General features: G+C 66.7%; 22 protein-coding genes and 5 tRNA genes. 25 read left to right on the top strand and 2 right to left on the bottom strand.

What is annotated here, in order from left to right:
- Nucleotides 1-1,210 (bottom strand): hypothetical protein (locus IPG61_13965; protein ID MBK6735159.1); only part of this gene is annotated, 1,210 nt, incomplete at its 3' end.
- Nucleotides 1,211-1,283: 73 nt separating this feature from the next.
- On the opposite strand from IPG61_13965, the gene rfbA reads away from it, so the two are divergent.
- The 19 genes from rfbA to rpoC all read left to right on the top strand — a co-directional run bounded on the left by rfbA (nucleotide 1,284) and on the right by rpoC (nucleotide 18,985).
- Entirely contained in the window at nucleotides 1,284-2,435 is a 1,152-nt protein-coding gene (gene rfbA, locus IPG61_13960) for a glucose-1-phosphate thymidylyltransferase RfbA (protein ID MBK6735158.1), read from the top strand.
- Complete coding sequence (gene rfbC / locus IPG61_13955) at nucleotides 2,432-2,980, top strand: dTDP-4-dehydrorhamnose 3,5-epimerase (protein MBK6735157.1); 549 nt, start codon at nucleotides 2,432-2,434, stop codon at nucleotides 2,978-2,980. Before rfbA ends, rfbC begins: the two co-directional genes overlap by 4 nt.
- A gap of 45 nt (nucleotides 2,981-3,025) precedes the next feature.
- Entirely contained in the window at nucleotides 3,026-3,514 is a 489-nt protein-coding gene (locus IPG61_13950; GenBank protein ID MBK6735156.1) for a 2-C-methyl-D-erythritol 2,4-cyclodiphosphate synthase, read from the top strand.
- 23 nt (nucleotides 3,515-3,537) lie between these two features.
- Nucleotides 3,538-4,557: a D-alanine--D-alanine ligase gene (locus tag IPG61_13945; GenBank protein MBK6735155.1), complete on the top strand. Its 1,020-nt coding sequence runs from the start codon at nucleotides 3,538-3,540 to the stop codon at nucleotides 4,555-4,557.
- Between the two features lie 170 nt (nucleotides 4,558-4,727).
- Nucleotides 4,728-4,803: transfer RNA gene (locus IPG61_13940), tRNA-Thr, on the top strand.
- Nucleotides 4,804-4,923: 120 nt separating this feature from the next.
- Nucleotides 4,924-5,009, top strand: a tRNA-Tyr gene (locus tag IPG61_13935).
- A 54-nt stretch (nucleotides 5,010-5,063) separates the two neighbouring features.
- Nucleotides 5,064-5,139 (top strand) — tRNA-Gly (locus tag IPG61_13930).
- Between the two features lie 126 nt (nucleotides 5,140-5,265).
- Nucleotides 5,266-5,341: transfer RNA gene (locus IPG61_13925), tRNA-Thr, on the top strand.
- Nucleotides 5,342-5,438: 97 nt separating this feature from the next.
- Nucleotides 5,439-6,632 carry an elongation factor Tu gene (gene tuf, locus IPG61_13920; protein MBK6735154.1) on the top strand — a complete coding sequence of 398 codons (1,194 nt, stop codon included), beginning with the start codon at nucleotides 5,439-5,441 and terminating at the stop codon, nucleotides 6,630-6,632.
- A gap of 50 nt (nucleotides 6,633-6,682) precedes the next feature.
- Entirely contained in the window at nucleotides 6,683-6,832 is a 150-nt protein-coding gene (gene rpmG / locus IPG61_13915; protein MBK6735153.1) for a 50S ribosomal protein L33, read from the top strand.
- A 64-nt stretch (nucleotides 6,833-6,896) separates the two neighbouring features.
- Nucleotides 6,897-6,972: transfer RNA gene (locus IPG61_13910), tRNA-Trp, on the top strand.
- A 63-nt stretch (nucleotides 6,973-7,035) separates the two neighbouring features.
- Complete coding sequence (gene secE / locus IPG61_13905) at nucleotides 7,036-7,230, top strand: preprotein translocase subunit SecE (GenBank protein ID MBK6735152.1); 195 nt, start codon at nucleotides 7,036-7,038, stop codon at nucleotides 7,228-7,230.
- 147 nt (nucleotides 7,231-7,377) lie between these two features.
- Nucleotides 7,378-8,124, top strand: a complete 747-nt coding sequence (gene nusG / locus IPG61_13900; protein ID MBK6735151.1) for a transcription termination/antitermination protein NusG — start codon at nucleotides 7,378-7,380, stop codon at nucleotides 8,122-8,124.
- Nucleotides 8,125-8,329: 205 nt separating this feature from the next.
- Nucleotides 8,330-8,752 (top strand): 50S ribosomal protein L11, encoded by a 423-nt coding sequence (gene rplK, locus IPG61_13895; protein MBK6735150.1) that lies wholly within the window; start codon nucleotides 8,330-8,332, stop codon nucleotides 8,750-8,752.
- Nucleotides 8,753-8,881: 129 nt separating this feature from the next.
- Nucleotides 8,882-9,571 (top strand): 50S ribosomal protein L1, encoded by a 690-nt coding sequence (locus IPG61_13890; GenBank protein MBK6735149.1) that lies wholly within the window; start codon nucleotides 8,882-8,884, stop codon nucleotides 9,569-9,571.
- An 81-nt stretch (nucleotides 9,572-9,652) separates the two neighbouring features.
- A complete protein-coding gene (rplJ, locus tag IPG61_13885) occupies nucleotides 9,653-10,171 on the top strand; it encodes a 50S ribosomal protein L10 (GenBank protein ID MBK6735148.1) in 519 nt (172 codons plus the stop codon).
- Between the two features lie 113 nt (nucleotides 10,172-10,284).
- On the top strand, nucleotides 10,285-10,665 hold the full coding sequence (gene rplL, locus IPG61_13880) for a 50S ribosomal protein L7/L12 (protein MBK6735147.1): 381 nt from the start codon (nucleotides 10,285-10,287) through the stop codon (nucleotides 10,663-10,665).
- 208 nt (nucleotides 10,666-10,873) lie between these two features.
- Entirely contained in the window at nucleotides 10,874-14,704 is a 3,831-nt protein-coding gene (gene rpoB / locus IPG61_13875; GenBank protein MBK6735146.1) for a DNA-directed RNA polymerase subunit beta, read from the top strand.
- Between the two features lie 102 nt (nucleotides 14,705-14,806).
- Entirely contained in the window at nucleotides 14,807-18,985 is a 4,179-nt protein-coding gene (gene rpoC, locus IPG61_13870; protein MBK6735145.1) for a DNA-directed RNA polymerase subunit beta', read from the top strand.
- A 95-nt stretch (nucleotides 18,986-19,080) separates the two neighbouring features.
- Here the strand turns inward: rpoC and IPG61_13865 are convergent, their stop codons facing one another.
- Complete coding sequence (locus IPG61_13865) at nucleotides 19,081-20,241, bottom strand: hypothetical protein (protein MBK6735144.1); 1,161 nt, start codon at nucleotides 20,239-20,241, stop codon at nucleotides 19,081-19,083.
- 509 nt (nucleotides 20,242-20,750) lie between these two features.
- On the opposite strand from IPG61_13865, the gene IPG61_13860 reads away from it, so the two are divergent.
- The 6 genes from IPG61_13860 (at nucleotide 20,751) to rplC (ending at nucleotide 26,376) form a co-directional block, all read left to right on the top strand.
- Nucleotides 20,751-21,131, top strand: a complete 381-nt coding sequence (locus IPG61_13860) for a 30S ribosomal protein S12 (protein MBK6735143.1) — start codon at nucleotides 20,751-20,753, stop codon at nucleotides 21,129-21,131.
- A gap of 92 nt (nucleotides 21,132-21,223) precedes the next feature.
- A complete protein-coding gene (rpsG, locus tag IPG61_13855) occupies nucleotides 21,224-21,694 on the top strand; it encodes a 30S ribosomal protein S7 (protein ID MBK6735142.1) in 471 nt (156 codons plus the stop codon).
- A gap of 257 nt (nucleotides 21,695-21,951) precedes the next feature.
- Complete coding sequence (fusA, locus tag IPG61_13850) at nucleotides 21,952-24,033, top strand: elongation factor G (protein ID MBK6735141.1); 2,082 nt, start codon at nucleotides 21,952-21,954, stop codon at nucleotides 24,031-24,033.
- Nucleotides 24,034-24,078: 45 nt separating this feature from the next.
- Complete coding sequence (gene tuf / locus IPG61_13845) at nucleotides 24,079-25,272, top strand: elongation factor Tu (GenBank protein MBK6735140.1); 1,194 nt, start codon at nucleotides 24,079-24,081, stop codon at nucleotides 25,270-25,272.
- 134 nt (nucleotides 25,273-25,406) lie between these two features.
- A complete protein-coding gene (rpsJ, locus tag IPG61_13840) occupies nucleotides 25,407-25,715 on the top strand; it encodes a 30S ribosomal protein S10 (protein MBK6735139.1) in 309 nt (102 codons plus the stop codon).
- A 37-nt stretch (nucleotides 25,716-25,752) separates the two neighbouring features.
- A complete protein-coding gene (rplC, locus tag IPG61_13835; protein ID MBK6735138.1) occupies nucleotides 25,753-26,376 on the top strand; it encodes a 50S ribosomal protein L3 in 624 nt (207 codons plus the stop codon).
- Nucleotides 26,377-26,381: the final 5 nt, after the last annotated feature.

The raw sequence follows: 26,381 nt of genomic DNA, 5'->3' as shown, positions 1-26,381 counted from the left end.
CCGTGAACGAGCCGCCGGGCCCCATCGCCAGGTCGCTGACGCCGCCGAGCGGCGTCCAGGCCGAGCTCGAGGCGATGCCGATACCGTCGAAGGCCTCTCCGCGGGCGATGCGGTAATCGCCGCCGACGACGATGCCGCCGCCGATCGGAAGCAGCGCGCCGAAGCCGGTGTCGAAGCCGGCGTTGGGCGCGAATGGCGCCTGCAGCTGCGCGCCGTCCCAGGCGACCAGGCCCGGCGAGACGATCCCACCGGTCGTGCCGTCCGCGACCTGGGCCAGCAGGCGGCCCTCGTGCTCGACCATCGCCTCGGAGATGAAGCCGCCGATGTTCGACCAGGCGCCGGCGTCGAACGCGCTGGTCGCCGGGAGCCAGTACGATCCGCTCACGCGGAACCACCTGCTGACGACGAGCCCGGAACCATGCGCGGCCAGGGAGTGTACAACCGCATTCCGGGCCACGTTCGTCCAGGCCTGGCCGTCCCAGCGTTCCACGTTCCCGGACTCGGTGGCGAACACGACGCCGTCGCTTGGCGCGACAGCGTCCGTGACCGCGTCGGGCAAGCCCTCGCCGAGGGGTACGACCTGCGCGCCGTCCCACGCGAAGACATGTGCGACGCTGTCCCCGCGCGCCGTCGTGAAGTCGCCGCCCACGTACAGCAGCCCGTCGCGCACCGTCAGCGTCCGCACCGGGCCATCGGTCTGCAGGGCGTTGCTCCAGGCGTTCCCGTCCCAGCGCCAGGCGCCGGCATACAGGTCGCCGCCAAAGCTTGCCATGCAGCCCACGCCCGCGCCGGGCAGCCCCTCGCCGAGCGGCTGCCACGCGGCGCCGTCCCAGCGGGCGACGCGCTCCAGTTTCGTCGCCCCCGAGTGCCGGAAGAATCCCGCGGCCACGACTTGTCCGTCGTGTTCGGCGAGCGCCTTCACGCTGCCGTCGAACCCGTCACCCAGCGCCGACCAGCCCGTCACGACGCCGTCGTTCGTCACCAGGCGCGCCACGTTGCGCACCGGGACGTCGCCCACCGCGAGGATGGACCCGCCCACGAACACCTCGCCGGGGCGCGACAACATGGCCGACACGGTACCTTGCACGCCGGCGTGGTGGTAGCCGGTGACCCAGTCGGCATCGGCCGCCGGTTGCGCGGCCGCGGGGACGGCGATCGCAAGCAGCGAGGCGACCAGGGCGATGGCGATCGGGCGCGGGCGAGATTTCATGTCGGCATCACCTTTCGGGCTATCCGCCGGGCACGCGGCTCCCTCGCGCGGATCCCTCGACATGGCGTTCATGATGGGTGCGGCAAGGATAGCACGATTCGTGGGGTTTGGGGCTGGCGGAAGCGAGGGCTGCGCGCCGGGGCCGCATCGCCGCCGCAGATCCGTCCGCCGGCGCACACCGGGTCGGGCGTGCGCCGGCGCACGCCCGGCCACCCCCGACGACCCCACTGCGCGATTTCCCGCGCCAGACCGCCCCGCCTGTACTATCCTCCCGGCAACCGACTCCCGGTCCCGAGATCCACGAGCCCCAGGCCCCCAGCCCCGAGGACCCATCCCCGTGTCCACCACCCCCTTCAAAGGCATCATCCTGGCCGGCGGAACCGGCAGCCGCCTGCATCCGCTCACCCTCACGGTGAGCAAGCAGCTGATGCCCGTCTACGACAAGCCGATGATCTACTACCCGCTGTCGACGCTGATGCTGGCGGGGATCCGCGACATCCTCATCATCACCACGCCGGAGGACCAGCCCTCGTTCCGCAAGCTGCTGGGCGACGGCCGGCGCTGGGGATTGCGCCTCGAGTACACCGTGCAGCCGACGCCCGACGGGCTGGCGCAGGCGTTCCTGCTGGCGGAGGAGTTCCTGGACGGCGGGCCGGCGTGCCTGATCCTGGGCGACAACATCTTCTATGCCGAAGGCCTCTCGAAGCGGCTGCAGCGGGTGGCACAGCAGGAGAGCGGTGGCACCATCTTCGGCTACACGGTCAGCGACCCCGAGCGCTACGGCGTCATCGAGGTGGGCCCTGACGGGCGCGCCGTCGGGGTCGAGGAAAAGCCGAAGCAGCCGAAGTCGAACATCGCGGCAACGGGGCTGTACTTCTTCGATCGTGACGTGGTGGGCATCGCGCGGGCGATCAAGCCTTCAGCGCGCGGCGAGCTGGAAATCGCAGACGTGATCCGCGCGTACCTCGAGCGCGGCGACCTCAACGTGGAAATCCTCGGCCGCGGCGCCGCGTGGCTCGACACCGGCACGCACCAGTCGCTGCTCGACGCCGGGCAGTTCATCCGCGTGATCGAGGATCGGCAGAGCTTCAAGATCGCCTGCCCCGAGGAGATCGCCTGGCGCATGGGCTTCATCGACGATGCGCAGCTGCGCGCCCTGGCCGCTCCCCTGCGCAACAGCGGCTACGGCGGCTACCTGCTGCGCCTGCCCGAGGAGCGGCGATGAACGTGATGGAAACGGCGCTGCCGGGCGTGCTGGTCTTCGAGCCACGCGTGTTCGGCGACCACCGCGGCTATTTCCTGGAGACGTGGCGCGCCGACGTGTTCACGAAGGCCGGCATCACGCTGCCGTTCGTGCAGGACAACCAGAGCAGCTCCCGGCAGGGCGTGCTGCGCGGCATCCACTACCAGGTGAAGCAGCCGCAGGGCAAGCTCGTGCGGGTCATCAGCGGGCGCGTGTTCGACGTGGCGGTGGACCTGCGGCGGCACTCAACTCACTTCGGCCGCTGGACAGGTGTGGAGCTCTCGGCCGACAACCATCGCCAGTTCTGGGTGCCGCCCGGATTCGGCCATGCGTTTTACGTGTTGAGTGAAATGGCCGAGTTCGTTTACAAGTGCACCGACTACTACGCTCCCGAGCACGAGCGCGCGCTGCGCTGGGACGACCCGGCGGTCGGCATCGACTGGCCGCTGGTGCCGGGCGTGGAGACGGTGCTGTCGGACAAGGACCGGGCGGGCCGGTCGCTGGCGGAGGCCGAGGTCTTCGACTGATCGTGTCCGGAACTCCATCATGTCCAGACGACCTTCGGGAGGCGCATGTTCCGCATCGGGCAGGGCTGGGATCGCCATCGGCTGGTGCCGGGGCGCCGCTGCGTGCTGGGCGGGGTCGAATTCCCCGACTGCCCGGTGGGTCCGCTGGGGCACTCCGACGGCGATGCGCTGTGCCATGCACTGGCCGACGCGCTGCTGGGTGCGGCGGGCCTGGGCGACATCGGGCGGCATTTTCCCGATACCGACCCGCGCTGGGCGGGCGCCGACAGCCTCGAGTTGTTAACGCAGGTGCGCGCGCTGGTCGAGGCGGCCGGCTGGCAGGTGGGGAACGTCGACGCGACGGTCATCACCGAGCAGCCGATGATGGCACCGGCGGCCGGGGCCATGGCGGCCCGGCTGGCCACGGCGCTGGGCGTGACCCCGGCGCAGGTCTCGGTCAAGGGGACACGCGGGGAAGGAATGGGCCCCGAAGGCCGGGGCGAATGCATGACCGTGCAGGCGGTTGCACTGTTGAGCCGCGCGGCGCAGGCCTGAAACGCGGCGGGAGGTCGGGACCGATGCGAGTGGCGGTATTGATGGGCGGGGACTCCTCCGAGCGCGAGGTCTCGCTGCGCTCCGGCCAGGCGGTGGCCCAGGGGCTGCGCGAGGCCGGGCACGATGTGGTCGAGGTCGAGATCGCCAGCGTGGCGGCCGTCATCGGCTGCGAGGCGTTGCAGGGCGTCGATGTGGTCTTCCCGGCGCTGCACGGCGGCGACGGCGAGGACGGCCACCTGCAGGCGCTGCTCGAGGTGCTCGGCTACAGCTACGCCCTGTCGGGGCCCGGCGCCAGCGCCCTGGCCATGGACAAGGGCCTGACCAAGCGCCTGATGCGCTCAGCCGGCATCCCCACGCCCGACTGGCTGCAGGTGACCTGGAACTGCCGGCCGGGGGCCGCGCCGCAGGTCACCATCCCCGGTTCGGGGGCTGCCGCAGAGCCCGACCTCACCCTTGAGCGCATCCACGAGCGGGTGTTGGCGGAAATCGGGTTCCCGGCCGTGGTCAAGCTGAACACCGGGGGCAGTTCGGTCGGGGTGGAGATCGTCGCGAAATCGGCCGATTTCACCGGCGCCTTCGAGCGCGTGGCGGCCGCCGGCGGCACCTGCCTGGTCGAGGTCCTGGTGGAGAAGTACATTCCCGGGCGCGAACTTACGGCGGCGATCCTGCTCGGCAGGCGCCTGCCGCTGCTCGAGATCCGGCCGCGCGAGGGGTTCTACGACTACCGCAACAAATACACCTCCGGCGCCAGCGATTACCTGGTGCCGGCCCCGGTCCATTCGCCGGTTTACGAGCAGATCGTGGGCGACGCCCTGCGCCTGTACGAACTGGCCGGGTGCCGGGGGATGTCCCGCATCGACTTCCGGCTCGACGGCGACGCCTATTACTGCCTGGAAATCAACACGATACCGGGCATGACGGCCACCAGCCTGGTGCCGAAGGCCGCCGCCGCGGTGGGGATCGGTTTCGCGGCCCTGGTGGACGACCTCTGCCGCGCGGCCCGACTGCCGGCCGAGGCCGCACCCGGCCGGGCATTTTCTTGACAACGATTTGCAGCGCGTTATATATTCCCGCACCCGAATCGGTCCAGGTCCGTCCCGGTCCGCGCCGGTCTGTTCGGACACGTCTGGCAGGTCAGAGACCTGTGGATTGATTGACGTGCCGGCAAGGTGCGGGCACAAGGGGCTCGGGCCGATCTTTGGCTGACAGTCGGGCTGGCGTAGCTCAACTGGTAGAGCACCTCACTTGTAATGAGGCGGTTGGGGGTTCAAGTCCTCTCGCCAGCTCCAGGCTCTCGTCGAGCGCCGCGGGTTGGCCGGGACCGGAACGGCTGCGGTGCGCTTGGACTTGTAGTGCGCTTGGTCATGATTCGCTTCGGGGACACGGTTTCGCTTTTTTGAGGTGGTTCTGGGGGGGTTCCCGAGCGGCCAAAGGGAACAGACTGTAAATCTGTCGGCGTACGCCTTCGGAGGTTCGAATCCTCCCCCCCCCACCACGATAGATGGGTCGGCCAGGGTGCCGGCCACCGGTTGATGGCCGACGGTTCGGAGCGGGAATAGCTCAGTTGGCAGAGCATCAGCCTTCCAAGCTGAGGGTCGCGGGTTCGAACCCCGTTTCCCGCTCCAGAAGCTTGGTGCAGGCCGCGGAGACGGCGCCATCCTTCCTGCGCACGCAGTGCGCGAAGGGGCGCGGGCCGCGGCCGGCGGAAGTTCCGTAGTCGCGGGCCGGCAGAGATCCGGCAACGTCTCGGAGCCCACGTAGCTCAGGCGGTAGAGCACTTGCATGGTAAGCAAGCGGTCAGCAGTTCAATTCTGCTCGTGGGCTCCAGTTCTTTCGCAGGGTCGTGTGACACGTTTGTTGGATCGGCGGCAGTTCGTCTGAGACGACGGATCCCCGCCGAACCTTTCATGGGAGGAAGCCGCTGATGGCACGCGCAAAATTCGAACGCACGAAGGACCACGTTAACGTCGGCACGATCGGCCACGTGGACCATGGCAAGACGACGCTGACGGCGGCGATCACGGAGATCCTCTCGAAGAAGGGTCTGGCCGACTACGTGCCGTTCGACCAGATCGACAAGGCTCCGGAAGAGCGCGAGCGCGGCATCACGATCGCGACCGCTCACGTGGAGTACCAGAGCAAGACGCGCCACTACGCGCACGTCGACTGCCCGGGCCACGCCGACTATGTGAAGAACATGATCACGGGCGCGGCGCAGATGGACGGCGCGGTGCTGGTGGTTTCGGCCAGTGACGGCCCCATGCCCCAGACGCGCGAGCACATCCTGCTGGCCCGTCAGGTGGGCGTGCCGTACATCATCGTCTTCCTGAACAAGGTGGACATGGTGGACGACGAGGAGCTGCTGGAGCTGGTGGAGCTCGAGATCCGCGAGCTGCTGGACAAGTACGAATTCCCCGGCGACAAGACGCCGATCATCCGCGGCAGCGCGCTGAAGGCGCTGGAGAGCGGCGACGCGGACAGCGAAGAGGCCAAGTGCATCTTCAACCTGATCGACGCCCTGGACAGCTACATTCCGCTGCCGCAGCGTCAGCTGGACAAGCCGTTCCTGATGCCGGTGGAGGACGTGTTCTCCATCTCGGGCCGTGGCACGGTGGCGACCGGTCGTATCGAGCGCGGCATGGTGAAGACCGGCGAGAAGATCGAGCTGGTGGGCATCCGTGACACGCAGAACACGGTGTGCACGGGCGTTGAGATGTTCCGGAAGATCCTGGACGAGGGCCAGGCCGGCGACAACGTGGGTCTTCTGCTTCGCGGCATGAAGAAGGAAGACGTCGAGCGCGGCATGGTCATCTGCAAGCCGGGCTCGGTGACGCCTCACACGAAGTTCGAGGCCGAGGTCTACATCCTGACGAAGGAGGAGGGTGGCCGCCACACTCCGTTCTTCACGGGTTACCGTCCGCAGTTCTACTTCCGGACGACGGACGTGACGGGCAACACCGAGCTGCCCGAGGGCGTGGAGATGGTCATGCCCGGCGACAACATCAAGGTCGTGGTGGACTTGCACACGCCGATCGCGATGGAAGAGGGCCTTCGTTTCGCCATCCGCGAGGGTGGTCGTACGGTGGGCGCCGGCGTCGTCGCGAAGATCTTCAAGTAGTACGGGGCTGCTGAAGCAGTCCATGGCCGTCGGCCGGAGAGCAGGATCGCATGCGTGACATCATCACCCTCGCTTGCACCGAGTGCAAGATGAGGAACTACACGACGAAGAAGAACAAGCGGCTCCATCCGGACCGGGTGCAGTACAAGAAGTTCTGCCCCAAGTGCGGCAAGCACACGGATCACAAGGAGACCCGCTAGTCGGGTTGGCAGATGCCGGAGCCGTTGCCCATCCTGGTGGGCGCCGGCTCCGGTCGGGTTTCGCAGGGGTGTAGCTCAGTTGGTAGAGCATCGGTCTCCAAAACCGAGGGTCGCGGGTTCGAATCCTGCCGCCCCTGCCAGCGATACCGTAGTCGTCCCGACTGGGTGCCAACGCCCCGGGGCGCCGTCAGGAAGGTCCTAGTATGGTCGCGCGCGTCTCACAGTACCTGCGGGAAACTGCGCAGGAAATGAAGCGTGTCTCCTGGCCCGGGAAGCTGGAGCTGAAGGAATCGACGATCGTGGTGCTGGTCACCGTGACTGTCATCACGATCTTCCTGTTTTTCGTGGACAAGGCGCTGGATCTCGGCGTCAAGGGGATCATCAAGTCCCTGGGATGACGGGGAAAGCAGTACCGGGCCCTGCCCGACCCAGCCCCTGAGATGGGACAGTTGTCCCGTTTTTGGGGTGTCTGCGCGTCGAGGTGCCGGGAATGGACGCCCGGGGGTGCTTGCGCCCCGGTTCGATGAAGCCGATTGGAGCCGGTCGTGTTCGACAACGATGATCGCAGCGGCGACAGCAAGCCGAAGGCCACGGACGCCGAGTCCCTGTTCCTGGATCTGCCGGAAGAGGACTACTCCGCGCCGGAGCCGGCCGCCGAGCCGGCGTCCACGCGGACGCGGACGGCCGAGGACGAACTGCTCGACGCGGTCGACCTGCCGATCAGTGCCGACGACCAGGCTGAGATCGAACGTCGCGGGAAGATGAAGTGGTACGTCATCCACGCGAACACCGGCCATGAGAACAAGGTCAAGCGCAACATCGAAATGGCCGTGAAGTCGAACCACATGGAAGAGTACTTCGGCGAAGTGCTGGTCGCGACGCAGGACGTCACCGAGATGAAGAACGGGAAGCGCTCGACCGTGAAGCGCAAGTATTTCCCGAGCTACATCCTCGTCGAGATGGTCATGGACAAGGAGTCCCAGCACTTCATCAACAGCATCCCGGGCGTGACGCGCTTCATCGGCGGCACGCTGCTCAAGCCCGAGCCCATCTCGCGGGAAGAGGTCGACCGTATCCTCGGTCGCATCTCGACCCCGGACGAGGCCCGGACGACCGTCGACATTCCGTACGACGTGGGCGACAGCGTCCAGGTCATGGACGGCCCGTTCACGGAGTGGATCGGCGTGATCAACGAGATCAATCACGACAAGGGCAAGCTCAAGGTGATGATCTCGATTTTCGGCTCGGAGACCCCGGTGGAGCTCGATTTCCTGCAGGTCAAGCCTGTCTGAGCTCCGTCGAAGTCGGGCGGTCGCGGGTTTTGTCTGGACCTGGCGGCCGTCACCGTTCCCGTTTCTCTCAGGCGGGGCGGACCATAGAAGAGGGCTCGGCGGCGATCAACGCCGGGCGGCAGGTGTGGACCCTGCTGCACGGGATCACGAAGCCGGCGGTGCCCGGTCCTGGAATCAGGACGGATTGTTCAAGGAGTGACCAAGCATGGCCAAGAAAGTCGTAACGCAGGTCAAGCTGCAGATCAAGGCAGGCCTGGCCAATCCGGCGCCCCCCGTGGGACCGGCGTTGGGTCAGCACGGCCTGAACATCATGGAATTCTGCAGCGCCTTCAACGAGCGGACCAAGGAACAGATGGGTCTGGTGATCCCGGTGGTCATCACCGTGTTCTCCGATCGGAGCTTCAGCTTCATCACGAAGACCCCTCCGGCCTCGGTTCTCATCAAGAAGGCCCTGGGCCTGACCTCAGGCAGCCACAAGCCCGGCAGGGAACCCCTCGGCAAGATTACGCGTGCCCAGTTGCGCGACATCGCTGCCATGAAGATGGAGGACCTGAACGCCGGATCGCCCGAGGCCGCGATGAAGATCATCGCCGGCACCGCTCGTAGCATGGGGCTGGAAGTGGTCTAGTCCCCGGACTGCGAACACGGCGCCGGACCGCTTGCGGAGCCGGCACCGGAGAAACTGGGACCCTGGACGGCAGCCGCCGCGAAGGAATCCCGCTTCGAATCATCACAGTCAACGGGAGCGATCCACGTAATGAAGCACGGAAAATCCTACCGCACGGGCCGGGAGCTGGTCGATCGCAGCAAAACGTACTCGATTGACGAGGCGATGCTGTTGCTCGACTCGATGCCCAAGTCCAAGTTCGACGAGACGGTCGATGTCGCCGTGCGTCTGAACGTCAATCCGCGGCACGCCGACCAGATGGTCCGCGGCACCGTGGTCCTGCCCAACGGCACCGGCAAGACCGTGAGGGTCCTCGTGATCACTCGCGGTCCCAAGGAGAAGGAAGCCGCTGACGCAGGCGCCGACATGGTCGGGGCGGACGAGTTCCTGCCCAAGATCAAGGAAGGCTGGACTGACGTCGACGTCATCATCGCGACCCCCGACATGATGGGTGAGCTGGGCAAGCTGGGCCGGGTCCTCGGTCCCCGCGGGCTCATGCCGAACCCGAAGGTCGGAACCGTCACCATGGATATCGCCAAGGCCGTCAAGGAAGCGAAGGCCGGCCGCATCGAGTACCGCGTCGACAAGGCCGGTATCGTGCATGCGCCGCTGGGCAAGCGTTCCTTTGGTCCGGTCAAGCTGACGGAGAACGCCCGCACGCTCTTCCACGAGCTGCAGCGTGTCCGTCCGGCGGCGGTCAAGGGCGTCTACGTCAAGTCGGTCTTCGTGTCCGGCACGATGTCGCCGTCCATCCGCGTCGAGCAGAGCAGCATCAGCTAGGCGGGCCCGTCCGCACGGACCATGCGTGGTCCGTCGGCCCCGTCCGGCTCGTACGGTTGATAGATGAAGGAGAGTTGCCTGATGGCACGTCCCGAGAAAATCAATGAGGTCGAGGCCATCTCCGAACGGATGAAGAATGCCGAGTGCATGGTCTTCACGGACTACACCGGTATTCCCGTTCTGGCGATGACGGCCTTCCGCCGCAACTGCCGCGCCAAGGGTGTCGATTGCCGCGTGGTGAAGAATCGCCTCGCACGCATCGCCGCCACGAAGCACGGCATGGGCGACTTGTCGGAGCACCTGAAGGGTCCGACGGCCGTCCTGTTCGGCATGGAAAGCCAGGTCGAGGCCGCCCGCATCGCTGTCGAGTTCTCGAAGGAGAACGAGAAGCTGAAGATCAAGGGCGGTTTCGTCGATGGCCGGTTCCTCACCCCCGAACAGGTGGTAGCCCTGTCGAAGGTGCCGAGTCGCGAACAGCTGCTGTCCATGATGATGGGCAGCGTCAACGCGCCGGCCCGTGGCCTCGCTGTGGTGACCAACGGTGTCGCCGCATCGCTGTGCCGCGCCATCGACGCCGTGGCGAAGCAGAAGGCCGCCTGACCGCGGGTCCGAGTCGAGAGAGTGGGGCGCCCCGCCTGAACGGCCGTCGCGTCCCGAGAAAAACCAGACAAACCCGGAACCGCCGGTTCCGTCCTGCAAGGAGAACGACAGACATGAGCAACCTGAGCGAAAACGCCGCCAAGGTCCTGGACCTGATCTCGAGCATGACCATCCTCGAGGCCGCCGACCTGGTGAAGGCCATGGAAGAGAAGTTCGGTGTCAGCGCCGCCGCCCCCACGATGATGGCCGGCCCGGCTGCCGCCGCCGTCGTGGAAGAGGTCAAGGACGAGTTCACCGTCGTGCTGACCGCTGCCGGCGACAAGAAGATCCAGGTCATCAAGGAAGTCCGGGCCATCACCGGCCTGGGCCTGAAGGAAGCCAAGGACCTGGTCGAGGGTGCGCCCGCCACGGTGAAGGACGGCTGCACCAAGGCCGAGGCCGAGGCCCTGAAGGCCAAGCTGGAAGAAGTCGGTGCGATCATCGACCTGAAGTAGGCGCGATCCGCAGTCGGGGCGGCTTCCCTGTGAGGCCGCCCCTTGCGGCCCCTGTCCGGCGTGCCGTCGACGCCGCGATCGGGGCACCGCCGAAGGAGCGAGGCGCCGGCCACCGCCGGGTGGGCGCCAGCGGCGACAGTCAAAACGGCAGCCCCGGGCCAAAGGCCGAGCGAGGGGGCGCCGACCCTTCTTCCGAGGAAGTGGCCCAGTGAGAAAACCCTCCGTCGATAAGTTCACCGGACGCCTCAACTACTCCAAGATCCTGCACGACGAATCGATGCCGAACCTGCTGGCCGTCCAGCTGGACTCGTACAACGAGTTCCTGCAGGTCGGGACGAAGCAGGAAGAGCGCGACATGCGGGGCATCGAAGGCGTCTTCCAGACGATCTTCCCCATCGAGAGCACGCGCGGCAACCTGATCATGGAGTACATCAGCTTCAAGACCGGCGAGCCGAAATACGGCATCGACGAGTGCCAGGAGCGCGGCCTGACGTTCAGCGTACCGCTGAAGGTGAAGCTGCGCCTGGTGGTCAAGGAGGAGAACGAGGGCGGCGCGGGCGAGATGATGATCCGCGACATCCAGGAGCAGGAAGTCTACCTGGGTGAACTGCCGATGATCACGGACAAGGGCACCTTCCTCATCAACGGTGCCGAGCGCGTGATCGTCTCGCAGCTGCACCGTTCGCCGGGCGTGTTCTTCAGCGACGAGACGCACCCGAACGGCCGCCGGCTGTTCCGGGCGCGCATCATCCCGTACCGCGGTTCGTGGGTCGAGTTCACCACCGACATCAACAACCTGCTGTACGTGCATATCGACCGCAAGCGCAAGCAGCCGGCCACCATGCTGCTGCGCGCGCTGGGTTTCCATACGAACGAGGAGATCATCTCCCTCTTCCACGAGATCGAGACGGTCAAGCTCACGAAGCCGGGCACCAAGAAGTACCAGGAGCTCGAGGAGACGCTCGAGGGCCGCATCCTGGCCGGCGACCTGACGCGCGACGGCGAAGAAGAGCCGTTCGCCAAGGCCGGTGCGATCATCGACGCGCTGCTGCGCGAGACGATCCTGAACAGCGGCGTGAAGGAGTTCAAGCTGGTGGCGGCCGGCGAGGTCACCCTGAACGAACCCAGCCTGATCCTCAACACGCTGCGCAAGGACCCCAGCCGCACCCAGGACGAGGCGCTGCGTCGCTTCTACAGCCTGCTGCGCCCGGGCGATCCCCCGAACGAAGAGGTCGCCAAGGCACTGTTCGAGCGCCTGTTCTTCAATGAGAAGCGCTACGACCTGGCCGAGGTGGGCCGTTACAAGATGAACCGGCGCCTGTCGCTGGACGTCGACCCGAAGTGCACGACGCTCACGCCGGCCGACTTCCTGGCGATCACGCACGAGATGATCGGCCTGTTCCTGGGCAAGCGCGAGATCGACGACATCGACCATTTCGGCAATCGTCGCATCCGCTCGGTGGGTGAGCTGCTGGCCAACCAGTTCTCGGTGGGCCTCAGCCGCATGGCGCGCATCATCAAGGAGCGCATGAACCTGGCCGACAAGGAGAAGCCGCTCAGCCCGGCGGACCTGGTCAATGCCCGCACCGTGTCGGCGGTCATCCAGTCGTTCTTCGGCAGCAGCCAGCTCAGCCAGTTCATGGACCAGACGAACCCGCTCAGCGAGTTGACGCACAAGCGCCGCCTGTCGGCGCTCGGGCCGGGCGGCCTGCATCGCGACCGCGCCGGCTTCGAGGTGCGCGACGTGCACTACACGCATTACGGGCGCATGTGCCCGGTCGAGACGCCGGAAGGCCCGAACATCGGCCTGATCGCCAGCTTGGCCACGCACGCGCGGATCAACAGCTTCGGCTTCATCGAGTCGCCGTACCGGCGCGTGGAGAAGGGCCTCGTCACCCTCAAGACGGAGTACCTGACCGCCGACCAGGAGGACACGGTCACCATCGCGCAGGCCAACGCCGACATGGACGACAACGGCCATTTCGTGGCCAAGCGCGTGCTGGCGCGGTTCCGGGGCGAGTACCCGATGGCCAAGCCCGAAGAGCTGGACTACATGGACGTCTCGCCGAAGCAGATCGTTTCGGCGGCGGCCTCGCTGATCCCGTTCCTCGAGCATGACGACGCCAACCGCGCGCTGATGGGCTGCAACATGCAGCGCCAGGCCGTGCCGCTGCTGCGGACGGACGCGCCGATCGTCGGCACGGGCATGGAGAAGAAGGTGGCCATCGATTCGGGCGCCGTCGTGGTGGCCGAGTCGGCGGGCGTGGTCGAGGCGGCCACCGCCGACGCCATCGTCATCAAGTACGACGACCCGGACCAGGTGCGCTCGGGCAGCTTCTTCGACGCCAACGGCGTGGTCGAGTACAAGCTGCGGAAGTTCCGGCGCTCGAACCAGGACACCTGCTACAACCAGAAGCCCCTGGTGCGCCCGGGCGATCGCGTGACGGCCGGACAGCCGATCGCCGACGGCCCGAGCACGAGCCAGGGCGAGCTGGCCCTGGGCCGCAACCTGCTGGTCGCGTTCATGCCCTGGGGCGGCTACAACTTCGAGGACGCCATCCTGGTGTCCGAGCGCGCGGTGAAGGAGGACACCTTCACCTCGCTGCACATCGAGGAATTCGAGCTGCAGGTCCGCGACACCAAGCGCGGCGTCGAGGAAGTGACCCGCGAGATCCCGAACGTGGGTGAAGAGGCGCTGAAGAACCTCGACGAGGACGGCGTCATCTATCCCGGCGCGCGCGTGCGTCCGGGCGACATCATGGTCGGCAAGGTCACGCCCAAGGGCGAGACCGAGCTGAGCCCGGAAGAGAAGCTGCTGCGGGCCATCTTCGGCGAGAAGGCGGGCGACGTGAAGGACGCCTCGCTGAAGGCGCCCCCGGGCATGGACGGGATCGTGGTCGACGTGAGCGTGTTCAGCCGCCAGGACCGCAACACCCGCTCCAAGAAGGAAGAGAAGCGCCAGATGGATGCGCTGCGGCGCCGGCGCGACCGCGACCGCGGCAAGGTCAACGCCGTGGCCGAGGAGCGCCTGCGCGAGCTGTTCAACGGCGAGACCGCGCACCACATCATCGACGCCAACACGGGCGAGGTGCTGGTCAAGTCCGGGCGCAAGCTGACCGGGCAGGTCATCGAGGAGATGGACCTCGCGACCATCCACTGGGGCCTGCCGCTGGTCAAGGACGAGAAGCAGGATGCCCGCATCCGCTCGGTGTTCGAGGCGGCCGCGCGCGAGCGCGAGCGCATCGATGTCGAGTACGAGAAGAACGTCGAGCGTGCCCTGCGCGGCGACGAGCTGCCGCCCGGCGTGGTCAAGCTGGTCAAGGTCTACGTTGCCCGTAAGCGCAAGCTGTCGGTCGGCGACAAGATGGCCGGCCGCCACGGCAACAAGGGCGTCGTGTCGAAGATCATGGCCGAGGAGGACATGCCCTACCTGGCCGACGGCACGCCGATGGACATCGTGCTGAACCCGCTGGGCGTGCCCAGCCGTATGAACCTCGGGCAGATCCTCGAGACGCACCTGGGCTACGCGGCGTTCGCCAAGGGCATCCGCGCCATGACCCCGGTGTTCGACGGCGCGTCGATCGAGGAGATCAAGGCCGGCCTGGTCGAGGAAGGCCTCGACCCGAGCGGCAAGAGCACGCTCTACGATGGTCGCACGGGCGAGCGGTTCGACAAGCAGGTGACGGTCGGGATCATGTACATCCTGAAGCTGCATCACCTGGTCGAAGAGAAGATTCACGCCCGGTCGATCGGGCCGTACAGCCTGGTCACCCAGCAGCCGCTGGGTGGCAAGGCGCAGTTCGGCGGACAGCGCTTCGGAGAAATGGAAGTCTGGGCCCTCGAGGCCTACGGCGCGGCGAACTGCCTGCAGGAGATGCTGACGGTCAAGTCCGACGACGTGACCGGTCGTTCGCGCATCTACGAGGCGATCGTCAAGGGCGAGAATCCGCCCGAGCCGGGCATCCCCGAGTCGTTCAACGTGTTGATGCGCGAGCTGCAGAGCCTGTGCCTCGACGTGACGCTCGAGGACGCGGTCTAGGGGACGCCGTGGGGGTGGCCGCCGAAGGGGCGCCACCTTCCAGCCCGCAGTAAAGGTCCGTGATTCCGGCCGGCCCCCACGGGGCGGCCAGGAGGAAGATACATGCTCGGCCAGACTTTCCGTGAAGAGAACCGCAAGAGCGCGGACTGCAGCGCGATCAAGATCCAGCTGGCGTCCCCGGACAAGATCCGCGCCTGGAGCTATGGCGAGGTCACCAAGCCGGAGACGATCAACTACCGCACATTCAAGCCCGAGAAGGACGGCTTGTTCTGCGAGCGCATCTTCGGTCCCGTGAAGGACTGGGAATGCAATTGCGGCAAGTACAAGCGCATCCGCTTCCGGGGCATGGTCTGCGACAAGTGCGGCGTGGAAGTGACGCAGTCGAAGGTGCGCCGCGAGCGGCTGGGCCACATCGAGCTGGCCGTGCCCATCGCCCACATCTGGTTCTTCAAGGGCCTGCCCAGCCGCATCGGCCAGCTGCTGTCGATGAAGGTGAAGGACCTCGAGCGGATCCTGTACTACGAGTCGAGCGTCGTCATCAACCCGGGTAACACCGAGCTGCAGATCGGCGACGTGCTGAGCGACGAGGAATGGTGGGAGCACAAGGAAGAGCACCCCGACTGGAACTGCACCATGGAAACGGGCGCCGAGGCCATCCGCAAGCTGCTGGCCGGCCCGAACCTGGAAGAGCTGAACCGCCAGCTGCGCGCCGAGGTGAAGACCGAGACGTCGGTGCAGCGCAAGAAGGCGATGCTCAAGCGCCTGAAGATCATCGACGCGTTCATCCAGAGCGAGAACAAGCCCGAGTGGATGATCCTCGATTGCGTGCCCGTGCTGCCGCCGGACCTGCGCCCGCTCGTGCCCCTGGACGGCGGCCGGTTCGCGACCTCGGACCTCAATGACCTCTACCGTCGCGTCATCAACCGGAACAACCGGTTGAAGAAGCTGATCGAGATCAAGGCGCCGGGCGTGATCCTGCGCAACGAGAAGCGCATGCTGCAGGAGGCCGTCGACGCCCTGTTCGACAACGGCCGCCGCTCGCGCGCGGTCAAGGGCCAGGGCAACCGGCCCCTGAAGTCGCTCTCGGACATGATCAAGGGCAAGAAGGGCCGTTTCCGGCAGAACCTGCTGGGCAAGCGCGTCGACTATTCCGGCCGTTCGGTGATCGTCGTCGGTCCCGAGCTGAAGCTGTACCAGTGCGGCCTGCCCAAGAGCATGGCCCTCGAGCTGTTCAAGCCCTTCATCATCCGCATGCTGGAGGAGAAGGGCTACGTCCAGACCGTCAAGAGCGCCAAGAAGCTCGTCGAGCAGGAGCGCCCCGAGGTCTGGGACATCCTCGAGGAGATCATCAAGGACCACCCGGTGCTGCTGAACCGCGCCCCGACGCTGCACCGCCTGGGTATCCAGGCCTTCGAGCCGGTGCTGATCGAGGGCAAGGCCATCCGCATCCACCCGCTGGTCTGTACGGCGTTCAACGCCGACTTCGACGGTGACCAGATGGCCGTGCACGTGCCGCTGGGCTACGAAGCCCAGCTCGAGGCGCGCCTGCTGATGCTGTCGCCGCTGAACATCCTCTCGCCGGCGAGCGGTGAACCGGTGGCCTCGCCCAGCCAGGACATGGTGCTGGGCTGCTACTACCTGACCATGGTGCGCCCGGGCGCCAAGGGCGAGGGCAAGCTGTTCGCCGATGTGGCGGACGTGCACTCGGCCTACGAGGCCAAGCTGATCGACAAGCACGCGCTGGTGAAGATCCGCTTCGGCGGCAAGCGCGGCACCATCGAGACGACCATCGGCCGGGTCATGTTCAACGAGATCCTGCCGACCGAGCTGGACTACGTGAACAAGCCGGTCAACAAGAAGGACCTGGCGCGGATCGTCGGCGAGGTGCACCAGCGCCTGGGCACGACCGCGTGCATGAACTTCCTGGACAACCTCAAGGAGCTGGGCTTCCACCACGCGACCGAGGGCGGCATCTCGATCGGCATCGACGACATCATCATCCCGCCCGAGAAGGGCGAGATCATCGCCGCGGCGCAGAAGATCGTCGACGGCTACGTGCGTGATCACCGCGACGGCGTGATCACGAACCGCGAGCGTTACAACAAGGTGATCGACAAGTGGACGCAGGTGACCAACGAGGTCCGCGACCGCATGTTCGAGCACTTGAGCACCGACGACCAGGGCTTCAATGCGGTGTACATGATGAACGCCTCCGGTGCGCGAGGCTCGGCCGACCAGATCAAGCAGCTGGCCGGCATGCGCGGACTGATGGCGAAGCCGCAGAAGAAGATCACCGGTGGCTTCGGTGAAATCATCGAGCAGCCCATCATCGCGAACTTCCGCGAGGGCCTGACGATGCTGGAGTACTTCATCTCGACGCACGGCGCCCGCAAGGGCCTGGCCGACACGGCGCTCAAGACCGCCGACGCCGGTTACCTGACGCGCCGCCTGGTCGACGTGGCCCAGGATATCGTCGTCACGACGCCCGATTGCGGCACGCTGCGCGGTGTCGAGATCTCGGCGCTGAAGGAAGGCGAGAAGACGATCGAGGGCCTGGCCGAGCGCATCGTCGGCCGTACCGCCGCCGAGGACATCATCGACGGCGCCGGCGCCCTGATCGCCGAGGCGGGCGCGGTCATCAACCGCGACCTTGCCAACCTGATCGAGGAGTCCGGGATCCAGAGCGTGCTGATGCGGTCGGTGCTCTCCTGCGAGTCCCGCCACGGCATCTGCGCCCTGTGCTACGGCTACCACCTGTCGGAGAACAAGCTCGTCGACATCGGCGAGCCGGTCGGCGTCATCGCGGCGCAGTCCATCGGCGAGCCCGGCACGCAGCTGACGCTGCGGACGTTCCACATCGGTGGTACGGCCAGCCGTATCGTCGAGCAGACCGTCAAGCAGGCTGCGGCCAACGGCAAGATCGTGTTCAACGACGAAGTCGTCCTGGTCAAGAACGACAGTGGTGAGCATGTCTCGATCGGCCGCAAGGGCGAGATCGCCCTGGTGCTCGACACGGGCATCACGCGCAGCCAGATGACGGTGCCCTACGGCGCCGTGGTGCGCGTCAAGGACGGCGAGAAGGTCAAGGTCGGCGACCCCATCTTCGAGTGGGATCCGTTCGCCGACTTCATCCTCTCGGAGAGCCAGGGTATCGTCTCGTACAGCGGTATCGTCGAGGGCCTGACCCTCAGCGTCGACCTGGACGAGAAGACCCGCATGAAGCAGCCGGTCATCGTGGAGAGCGCCGACAAGAGCGTGCACCCGGCGATCCAGGTCATGAACGCCAAGACCGGCAAGAAGATGGCCGAGTACATCCTGCCGACCGGCGCCTTCCTGCTGGTGCAGGACGGCGAGACGGTGGGCTCCGGTACGCAGCTGGCCAAGATCCCGCGCGAAGTCTCGCAGTCCGGCGATATCACGGGCGGCCTGCCGCGCGTGGCCGAGCTGTTCGAGGCCCGCAAGCCGCGCGACTGCGCGACGGTGACGGAGATCGACGGCATCGTCGAGTTCCGGGGTACCACGCGCGGCCAGCGCAAGATCGCCGTCGTGGGCGAGCACGGGGTGGAGAAGGAATACACCATCCCGCACGGCCGCCACGTGCGCACCTACGAGGGTGAGCATGTGCTGGCCGGCGACCGGCTGACCGAAGGCCCGATCAACCCGATGGATATCCTGTCCATCAAGGGCGTGGCCGAGGTGCAGAAGTACCTGGTGAACGCCGTGCAGGAGGTCTACCGCCTGCAGGGTGTGAAGATCAACGACAAGCACATCGAGATCATCGTTTCGCGCATGCTGCGGAAGGTGCTCATCCTGAATCCGGGCGACTCGCCGTTCCTCGAGGACGAGCAGGTCTCCAAGCAGGACGTGGAGGAGTACAACAAGAAGACGGCGCGGAAGAACCTCGAACTGCGCGCCAAGGGCGAGCCCGAGCTGGAGCAGGTCGTGTTCGAACCGCTGCTGCTGGGCATCACCAAGGCGAGCCTGACGACCGACTCCTTCATCAGCGCGGCCAGCTTCCAGGAGACCACCCGGGTGCTGACCGACGCCGCCACGCGCGGCAAGCGTGACGAACTGCGCAGCCTGAAGGAGAACGTGATCATGGGCCACCTGATCTCGGCGGGCACCGGCCTCGTCGACTTCAAGCACCTGACGGTGCAGGAGCCCGCCGAGGAGGATGATCGCATCATCCGCGGCATCCACGACCACGAGCTGGCCCAGGCGGCCGCGGCCGAGATGGCGCTGCAGATGGAGGCCGAACTGGAGGCGGGCGCGGGCGAGTAGCCCGGGCGCGCACCATCGGTCCGCAACGGACAAGGGCTGCCACCTTCGCGGTGGCAGCCCTTCTTCATGGCTGCAGGTGGGGGCGGCGGCTCCGGTCAGACCTCGGCCAGGGCGTCGCTCTCGAGCCGGTATTCGTCCCTGAGCCTGCGCGCTGGACCCGCAGGCCGCGTGCGCACGTTCGGGTGGGCCACGGCAGCACGCGGAAGCGTGCGTTTAGTGGCGACACCGGCAGGCCTCCGTGCCGGCGTGCGTGAACCTGCCGGCGCGCGGGACCGTGCCGGTGCAGCCGCCGGCGCCACGCCGATCAGCCCTTCCAGCGACCCGGCCAGGTCGCACAGTTCCCCGGCCTGCGCGGCCAGTTCCCCGGCCTGTGCAGCGGCCGCGTCGCTCGCCTGCGCCGTGGCCCGGGTCGAGGCGCTCAGTTCGTCGATGGCGGCCGTCACCTCGGTCACCCCGCGCGCCTGCCCGGTGGTCGCTTCGGCCACCGCGGCAACCAGGCCGTCCACCTGGGCGATGCCGGCGACGATGCGCCCGAGCGCGCCCGAGACTTCGGACGCGGTGCCGACCCCGGCGGCGGCGCTGGCCTGGGAATCCTCGATAAGGCGGGTCGTGCCGCGCGCCGCCTCGGCGCTGCGCAGGGCCAGGGCGCGGACCTCTTCGGCGACGACGGCGAACCCGCGCCCTGCGTTACCGGCGCGGGCGGCCTCGACCGCCGCGTTCAGGGCCAGCAGATTGGTCTGGAAGGCGATCTCATCGATGGTGCGGATGATCCTGGCCGTCTCGCCGCTGGCGGTCCGGATGTCGGCAATGGCGGTCTCCAGGCGTGACATGGCGGCGCTGCCGGCGTCGGTGGCCTGGCGCAGCTCTGCCGTGGTGCGGCGGGCCTGGCTGGCCGCGGTGGCATTGCGTTCGGTGGCGGCCGTCACCTGCTGCAGGGCGGTGGCGCTGTGCTGGGCCGCGGCCGCCTGGCGGCCCGCATGGTCCGCCAGGTCCCCGTTCTCGGCAGCCAGGCACGCCGCAGCTTCCGCCATGCCGTGCGCCTCGTCGAGCAGGCCGGCAGCATGGGCGTGCAGGGACCGACCGGCCCCGCGCCCGAACCACAGAGCCGCTGCGCCCCCGGCCACCAGTGCCGCCAGGCCGGTCGCCGCCGCCGCCCCGCTCCTGCCGGACAGGCTGAGGGCGGTCGCCACCGCCTGCAGCCCCCACAGCAGACCGAGGACGAGACCGAAACCGAGCTTGAGTGTTCCGTTCCGCATGCGGCACCTGGTTTTCTCGAGGGCGGGGTGGCCAGTTGGCTGGATCAACAGGCAGTTAGCAAGGTCCGGGCCGCGTGGCGGGGATCCGGGACGGCAGGTCCCGGCGGGGTTCGGGCGGCAACCCTGGCCTGAAAAAGCCGCTGCAATCGTCAAAAGCGACGCCTCCGGCCCACGCCGGCGGGGCGCCGGCGTCTTGCGGGCGCGTGGCCATGGCCTCAGGAGCGGCCGCAGGACGCCGGAACCGGCGGCGCAGGTTGCCGGCAGGGCCGGACACCTTTGCCGGGGCCGCCAAACGCCATTTTTCCCGGGTAAATCCTTGACAAGCAAATGTCGCCCGGCTAATGTTCCCGATCCATGACCGCAACCGCATTGGCCGCAAAGGCCGCGCAGGGCTGCCGTTGTGTTTGATTGCCGTAGAAACGGATCTACTCTACGTACCGGATTCTACGTGCCGGATCGAAATATGAACTGGAGCCCGGCTACGGCCGGGCCATGGCGGGAGTTCCGAATTGCCGACACTCAGTCAGCTGGTCCGCAAGGGCCGCAAGCTTCAGACCAAGAAGAAGAAGTGCCCGGCACTGCAGGCGTGTCCGCAGCGCAAGGGTGTCTGCACGCGTGTGTACACCCAGACGCCGAAGAAGCCCAACTCGGCGCTGCGTAAGATCGCCCGTGTCCGGCTGACGAACGGCATCGAAGTGACCGCTTACATTCCCGGTGAAGGCCACAACCTGCAGGAGCACAGCATCGTGCTGGTGCGTGGCGGCCGCGTGAAGGATCTGCCTGGTGTGCGCTACCATATCGTGCGCGGCACCCAGGACGCCTCCGGGGTCGACAAGCGGCGTCAGGGCCGCTCGAAGTACGGCGCGAAGCGCCCCAAGATCAAGAAGTAGTCCTTCGACCCGGTCCCCGGTGGATCGGGTCGTGTTGCGCCGCTCGCCCGTGAAGGGCCGGGCAGGCGCCAGAAGTCAGGGAGCAGAGAGTAATGTCGCGACGCAGGTCACCCGAGAAGCGTGCACTGGCCCCGGATCCCCGTTACGGCGACGTGATGGTGACCAAGTTCATCAACTACTGCATGAGCGATGGCAAGCGCAGTGTCTCGGAAGCGGCGTTCTACCGCGCCCTGGACCAGATCAAGGACAAGAGCGGCCAGGAAGGCGTGGACGTCTTCCGGTCGGCTCTGAACAACGTGAAGCCCAGCGTCGAAGTGAAGTCCCGGCGTATCGGTGGTGCCACCTACCAGGTGCCCGTCGAGATCCGGGCCGAGCGACGGACGCAGCTGGCCATGCGCTGGCTGATTTCGTTTGCCCGGACCCGGCCCGAGCAGACTTTCGCCGACAGGCTGGCCGCCGAGTTGTTGATGGCGAGCAAGAACGAAGGACCGTCTATCAAGAAGCGCGAAGACACTCACCGTATGGCTGAAGCGAACCGTGCGTTCGCCCACTGCCGCTGGTAAGGGTCCCTCTCGTTCGTCACGCAGCGCTCTGGAAGCTTGAAGGAACGCACATTCGAATAGCCTGGTAGTGTCCCGCGAATGGATTCAGCGGGGCCAGAGGCAAAGGCGACGCACCGCTCGTGTATGAGCCAAGGTGCGCTCTGTCTTGCTGGGTGTGTTACGGGTGCGCGTTCTGGGCGCACGCAGGTTCGTGCTGGGTATGTCCCGACTGGGCTTCGGCCTGGAAAAGGGGCAGCCGCCACCGCAGGGAGTCGACGGTGTCTCGCGAAGTCGCTCTGAACATGATCCGGAACATCGGGATCATGGCTCACATCGACGCCGGGAAGACGACGACGACGGAGCGGATCCTCTACTACACCGGGCGCGTGCATCGCCCCGGGGATGTGGATGACGGCGCCACCCAGATGGACTACATGGAGCAGGAACGGGAACGCGGCATCACGATCATGTCCGCGGCCACGACCTGCGCCTGGCGTGAGTACCGGATCAACATCATCGATACCCCGGGCCACGTGGATTTCACCGCCGAGGTGGAACGCAGCCTGAGGGTGCTGGACGGGGCCGTAGCGGTGTTCTGCGGCGTCGGCGGGGTCGAGCCCCAGTCCGAGACCGTCTGGCGGCAGGCGGATCGCTATTCGGTCCCCCGCATCGCGTTCATCAACAAGATGGACCGGATGGGGGCGGACTTCGGAAGGGCGGTCCAGAGCATGGTCGAGCGCCTCGGCGCCAGACCGGTGCCCGTGAACCTGCCGATCGGGGCCGAGGACGGCTTCCGCGGGATCATCGACCTTCTGGCGATGACGGCGCGCTGGCCGAACGAAGCCGACCTGGGAGCGACCTTCACGGTGGGCGAGATCCCGCCGGAACTCCTCGACGACGCGCAGATGGCGCGACTCGAGTTGATCGAGAAGGTCAGCGAGGCCGACGAGGAGCTGATGGAGCTCTATCTGGCCGAGCAGGAGCCGAGCGTGGAGCAGATCCGCGCGGGGCTCCGGCGGGCCACGCTGGCCGGCGAACTGGTGCCGGTCTTCTGCGGGTCGGCTTTGAAGAACAAGGGTGTCCAGGAGATCCTCGACGCCATTGTGGATTACCTGCCTTCGCCCCTGGATCGCCCGGCCATCAGAGGTTCGGGAAGGGACGGGGAGGAAGAGCAGGTCAGGCGCCCGGACGACGACGAGCCGTTCGCAGCCCTGGCCTTCAAGATCCTGGCCGATCCCTTCGCGGGCCGGCTGGCGTTCCTGAGGGTGTACAGCGGGACCTTGAGCGCAGGCAAGACGGTGCTCAATGTCGCGACGGGAAAGCGGGAACGGATCCAGCGCCTGCTGCGGATGCACGCGGACAAGCGCGAAGACGTGACCGAGACCCGGACCGGCGACATCGTGGCTGCCGTGGGCTTCAAGGAGATCCGCACCGGCGATACGCTGACGGTGCTGGAACACCCGCTGCTGTTGGATAAGGTCGCGTTCGCGGAACCGGTCATCTACATGGCGATCGAACCGCGGACGAAGGCCGACCAGGACAAGCTCGGGGATGCCCTGCAGGCTTTGGCCGACGAAGATCCCACGTTCCACGTCCGGCGCGATCCGGACAGCGGACAACAGGTGATCTGGGGCATGGGCGAGCTGCACCTGGAGATCATGGTCGACCGCCTGCAGCGCGAGCACAAGGTGGCATGCGCCACCGGCCGGCCGCAGGTCGCGTATCGCGAGACGGTGACGCGGCAGGTCGTCCAGAAGGGTCAGTTCGAGCGCGAGCTCGCCGGCAAGTCGAACTTCGCCGAAGTCGAGCTGACGATCCGCCCCGGCGGCTACGGCACCGGGATCGTGTTCGTCGACGAGACAAAACCGGGCACGATCCCGGCCGAGTTCGTCCCGTTCGTGGATCAGTCGGCGCGCCAGGCCTGCGAAACCGGTGTGCTGGCGGGCTACCCCCTGGTGGACCTGCAGATCGCCCTCACGGGCGGCCGGTTCCAGGAAGGGCAGTCCACGGAGATGGGCTTCCGCAACGCCGCAGTGGGTGCGTTGTGGGACGGGGCCAAGGCGGCGGCGCCGGCGCTCCTGGAGCCCGTGATGGCGGTGGAGATCGCGGTGCCGGCCGAGTTTCTCGGCGACGTCACCGGGCATCTCAGCTCGCGGCGCGGCCGGGTTTCCGGCATGGAGCAGCGGCGCACCGACCAGGTCATCCACGCCGACGTCCCGCTCGTGGAGATGTTCGGTTACGCGACGCAGCTGCGGTCGCTGACGCAGGGGCGGGGCGTGTTTTCGATGCAGTTGGCTCGGTACGACAAGGTGCCGGACCGGATCGCCGCGGAAATCATGCGGCTGTACGCGGGAGCTTGAGGCCGGCCCGCCGGTCCGAAAGCCTCAATCAGGAGGTAGCCAGGAATGGCACGCGCGAAATTCGAACGCACGAAGGACCACGTTAACGTCGGCACGATCGGCCACGTGGACCATGGCAAGACGACGCTGACGGCGGCGATCACGGAGATCCTCTCGAAGAAGGGTCTGGCCGACTACGTGCCGTTCGACCAGATCGACAAGGCTCCGGAAGAGAAGGCTCGCGGCATCACGATCGCGACCGCCCACGTGGAGTACCAGAGCAAGACGCGCCACTACGCGCACGTCGACTGCCCGGGCCACGCCGACTATGTGAAGAACATGATCACGGGCGCGGCGCAGATGGACGGCGCGGTGCTGGTGGTTTCGGCCAGTGACGGCCCCATGCCCCAGACGCGCGAGCACATCCTGCTGGCCCGTCAGGTGGGCGTGCCGTACATCATCGTCTTCCTGAACAAGGTGGACATGGTGGACGACGAGGAGCTGCTGGACCTGGTGGAACTCGAGGTCCGCGAGCTGCTGGACCAGTACGAATTCCCCGGCGACAAGACGCCGATCATCCGCGGCTCGGCGCTCAAGGCGCTCGAGAGCGGCGACGCCGACAGCCCGGAGGCGAAGTGCATCTTCGACCTGATCGACGCCCTCGACAGCTACATCCCGCTGCCGGAGCGCCAGCTGGACAAGCCGTTCCTGATGCCGGTGGAGGACGTGTTCTCCATCTCGGGCCGTGGCACGGTGGCGACCGGTCGTATCGAGCGCGGCATGGTGAAGACCGGCGAGAAGATCGAGCTGGTGGGCATCCGTGACACGCAGAACACGGTGTGCACGGGCGTTGAGATGTTCCGGAAGATCCTGGACGAGGGCCAGGCCGGCGACAACGTGGGTCTTCTGCTTCGCGGCATGAAGAAGGAAGACGTCGAGCGCGGCATGGTGATCTGCAAGCCGGGCTCGGTGACGCCTCACACGAAGTTCGAGGCCGAGGTCTACATCCTGACGAAGGAGGAGGGTGGCCGCCACACTCCGTTCTTCACGGGTTACCGTCCGCAGTTCTACTTCCGGACGACGGACGTGACGGGCAACACCGAGCTGCCCGAGGGCGTGGAGATGGTCATGCCCGGCGACAACATCAAGATCGTGGTGGACTTGCACACGCCGATCGCGATGGAAGAGGGCCTTCGTTTCGCCATCCGCGAGGGTGGTCGTACGGTGGGCGCCGGCGTCGTCGCGAAGATCTTCAAGTAGGACGCATCGATGGAACGGCCCGCCGCTGGCGGGCCGATTGAGCGGTGAGAAAAGCGAACGGCGAGCAGGCGCCGCGGCAGACGAAGAACGATGCCGGCGGCGACGCTGGAGTAGCCATCGCCAAGGAGAACGAAGTGGCACGACAGAAGATCAAGATCAGGCTGAGGGCCTACGAGCCGGCCGTCCTCGACCGCTCCGCCGAGATCATCGTCTCGACGGCGCTGAAGACGGGCGCACTGGTCCGTGGGCCGATCCCGCTGCCCACCCGGAAGTCCATCTACACGGTCCTGCGTTCGCCGCACGTGGACAAGAAGTCCCGCGAGCAGTTCGAGATGCGGATCCACAAGCGGCTCATCGAGATCGAAAATTCGACGCCGCAGACGACGGAATTCCTCAAGAAGCTGTCCCTCCCGGCCAGCGTGGACGTCGAGATCAGGGTCTGATACCGCACAGCAGGCGGCGGCAAGGGAGCAAACGACAATGATCGGACTGATCGGCAAAAAGCTGGGCATGACCCGGACCTTCCAGGAGGACGGCCGCAGTGTGCCCGTCACGGTCATCCAGGCCGGGCCGTGCGTCGTCACGCAGGTCAAGGACCTGAACAGTGACGGCTACAGCGCCATCCAGCTGGGTTTCGGTACCAAGAAGCCCAAGAACACCCCGATGCCCATGCAGGGGCATTTCCGCAAGGCAGGCTCCGACCCTCTGCGGACGGTGCATGAGTTCCGGATGGACGACGGAGGCCACGCGTTCAAGCTGGGCCAGACCGTCGGCGTCTCGGTGCTGACGGAGGTCGCGCGGGTCGATGTGACCGGCGTGACGAAGGGCAAGGGTTTCCAGGGCGGCATCAAGCGCCATGGTCACCACCGCGGCCCCGCGGCTCACGGTTCGAAGAACGTGCGTGACCCGGGCTCGATCGGCATGCACACCTTCCCCGGCCGCGTGCTGCCGGGCAAGGCCATGTCGGGTCAGATGGGTAACAAGCAGCAGACGAAGAAGAACCTGACGGTCGTCGCGATCGACCAGGAGCGGAACCTTCTGCTGGTCAAGGGCAGCGTGCCCGGCGCCACGAACGGAATCGTTTTCATCCGGCCCAGCCGTTAGTCGCG

The organism is bacterium (assembly GCA_016703265.1).
Lineage (GTDB): Bacteria > Krumholzibacteriota > Krumholzibacteriia > LZORAL124-64-63 > LZORAL124-64-63 > CAINDZ01.
Note: the sequence above shows the minus strand (reverse complement) of the source record. Positions and strands in the feature narration are given on the sequence as shown.

Bases quoted from the DNA above. Each gene is read 5' to 3' on its own strand.
- rfbA (MBK6735158.1), top strand. From the start codon at position 1,284: ATGGGTGCGGCAAGGATAGCACGATTCGTGGGGTTTGGGGCTGGCGGA.
- rfbC (MBK6735157.1), top strand. From the start codon at position 2,432: ATGAACGTGATGGAAACGGCGCTGCCGGGCGTGCTGGTCTTCGAGCCA.
- IPG61_13950 (MBK6735156.1), top strand. From the start codon at position 3,026: ATGTTCCGCATCGGGCAGGGCTGGGATCGCCATCGGCTGGTGCCGGGG.
- IPG61_13945 (MBK6735155.1), top strand. From the start codon at position 3,538: ATGCGAGTGGCGGTATTGATGGGCGGGGACTCCTCCGAGCGCGAGGTC.
- tuf (MBK6735154.1), top strand. From the start codon at position 5,439: ATGGCACGCGCAAAATTCGAACGCACGAAGGACCACGTTAACGTCGGC.
- rpmG (MBK6735153.1), top strand. From the start codon at position 6,683: ATGCGTGACATCATCACCCTCGCTTGCACCGAGTGCAAGATGAGGAAC.
- secE (MBK6735152.1), top strand. From the start codon at position 7,036: ATGGTCGCGCGCGTCTCACAGTACCTGCGGGAAACTGCGCAGGAAATG.
- rplK (MBK6735150.1), top strand. From the start codon at position 8,330: ATGGCCAAGAAAGTCGTAACGCAGGTCAAGCTGCAGATCAAGGCAGGC.
- IPG61_13890 (MBK6735149.1), top strand. From the start codon at position 8,882: ATGAAGCACGGAAAATCCTACCGCACGGGCCGGGAGCTGGTCGATCGC.
- rplJ (MBK6735148.1), top strand. From the start codon at position 9,653: ATGGCACGTCCCGAGAAAATCAATGAGGTCGAGGCCATCTCCGAACGG.
- rplL (MBK6735147.1), top strand. From the start codon at position 10,285: ATGAGCAACCTGAGCGAAAACGCCGCCAAGGTCCTGGACCTGATCTCG.
- rpoC (MBK6735145.1), top strand. From the start codon at position 14,807: ATGCTCGGCCAGACTTTCCGTGAAGAGAACCGCAAGAGCGCGGACTGC.
- IPG61_13865 (MBK6735144.1), bottom strand. From the start codon at position 20,241: ATGCGGAACGGAACACTCAAGCTCGGTTTCGGTCTCGTCCTCGGTCTG.
- rpsG (MBK6735142.1), top strand. From the start codon at position 21,224: ATGTCGCGACGCAGGTCACCCGAGAAGCGTGCACTGGCCCCGGATCCC.
- tuf (MBK6735140.1), top strand. From the start codon at position 24,079: ATGGCACGCGCGAAATTCGAACGCACGAAGGACCACGTTAACGTCGGC.
- rplC (MBK6735138.1), top strand. From the start codon at position 25,753: ATGATCGGACTGATCGGCAAAAAGCTGGGCATGACCCGGACCTTCCAG.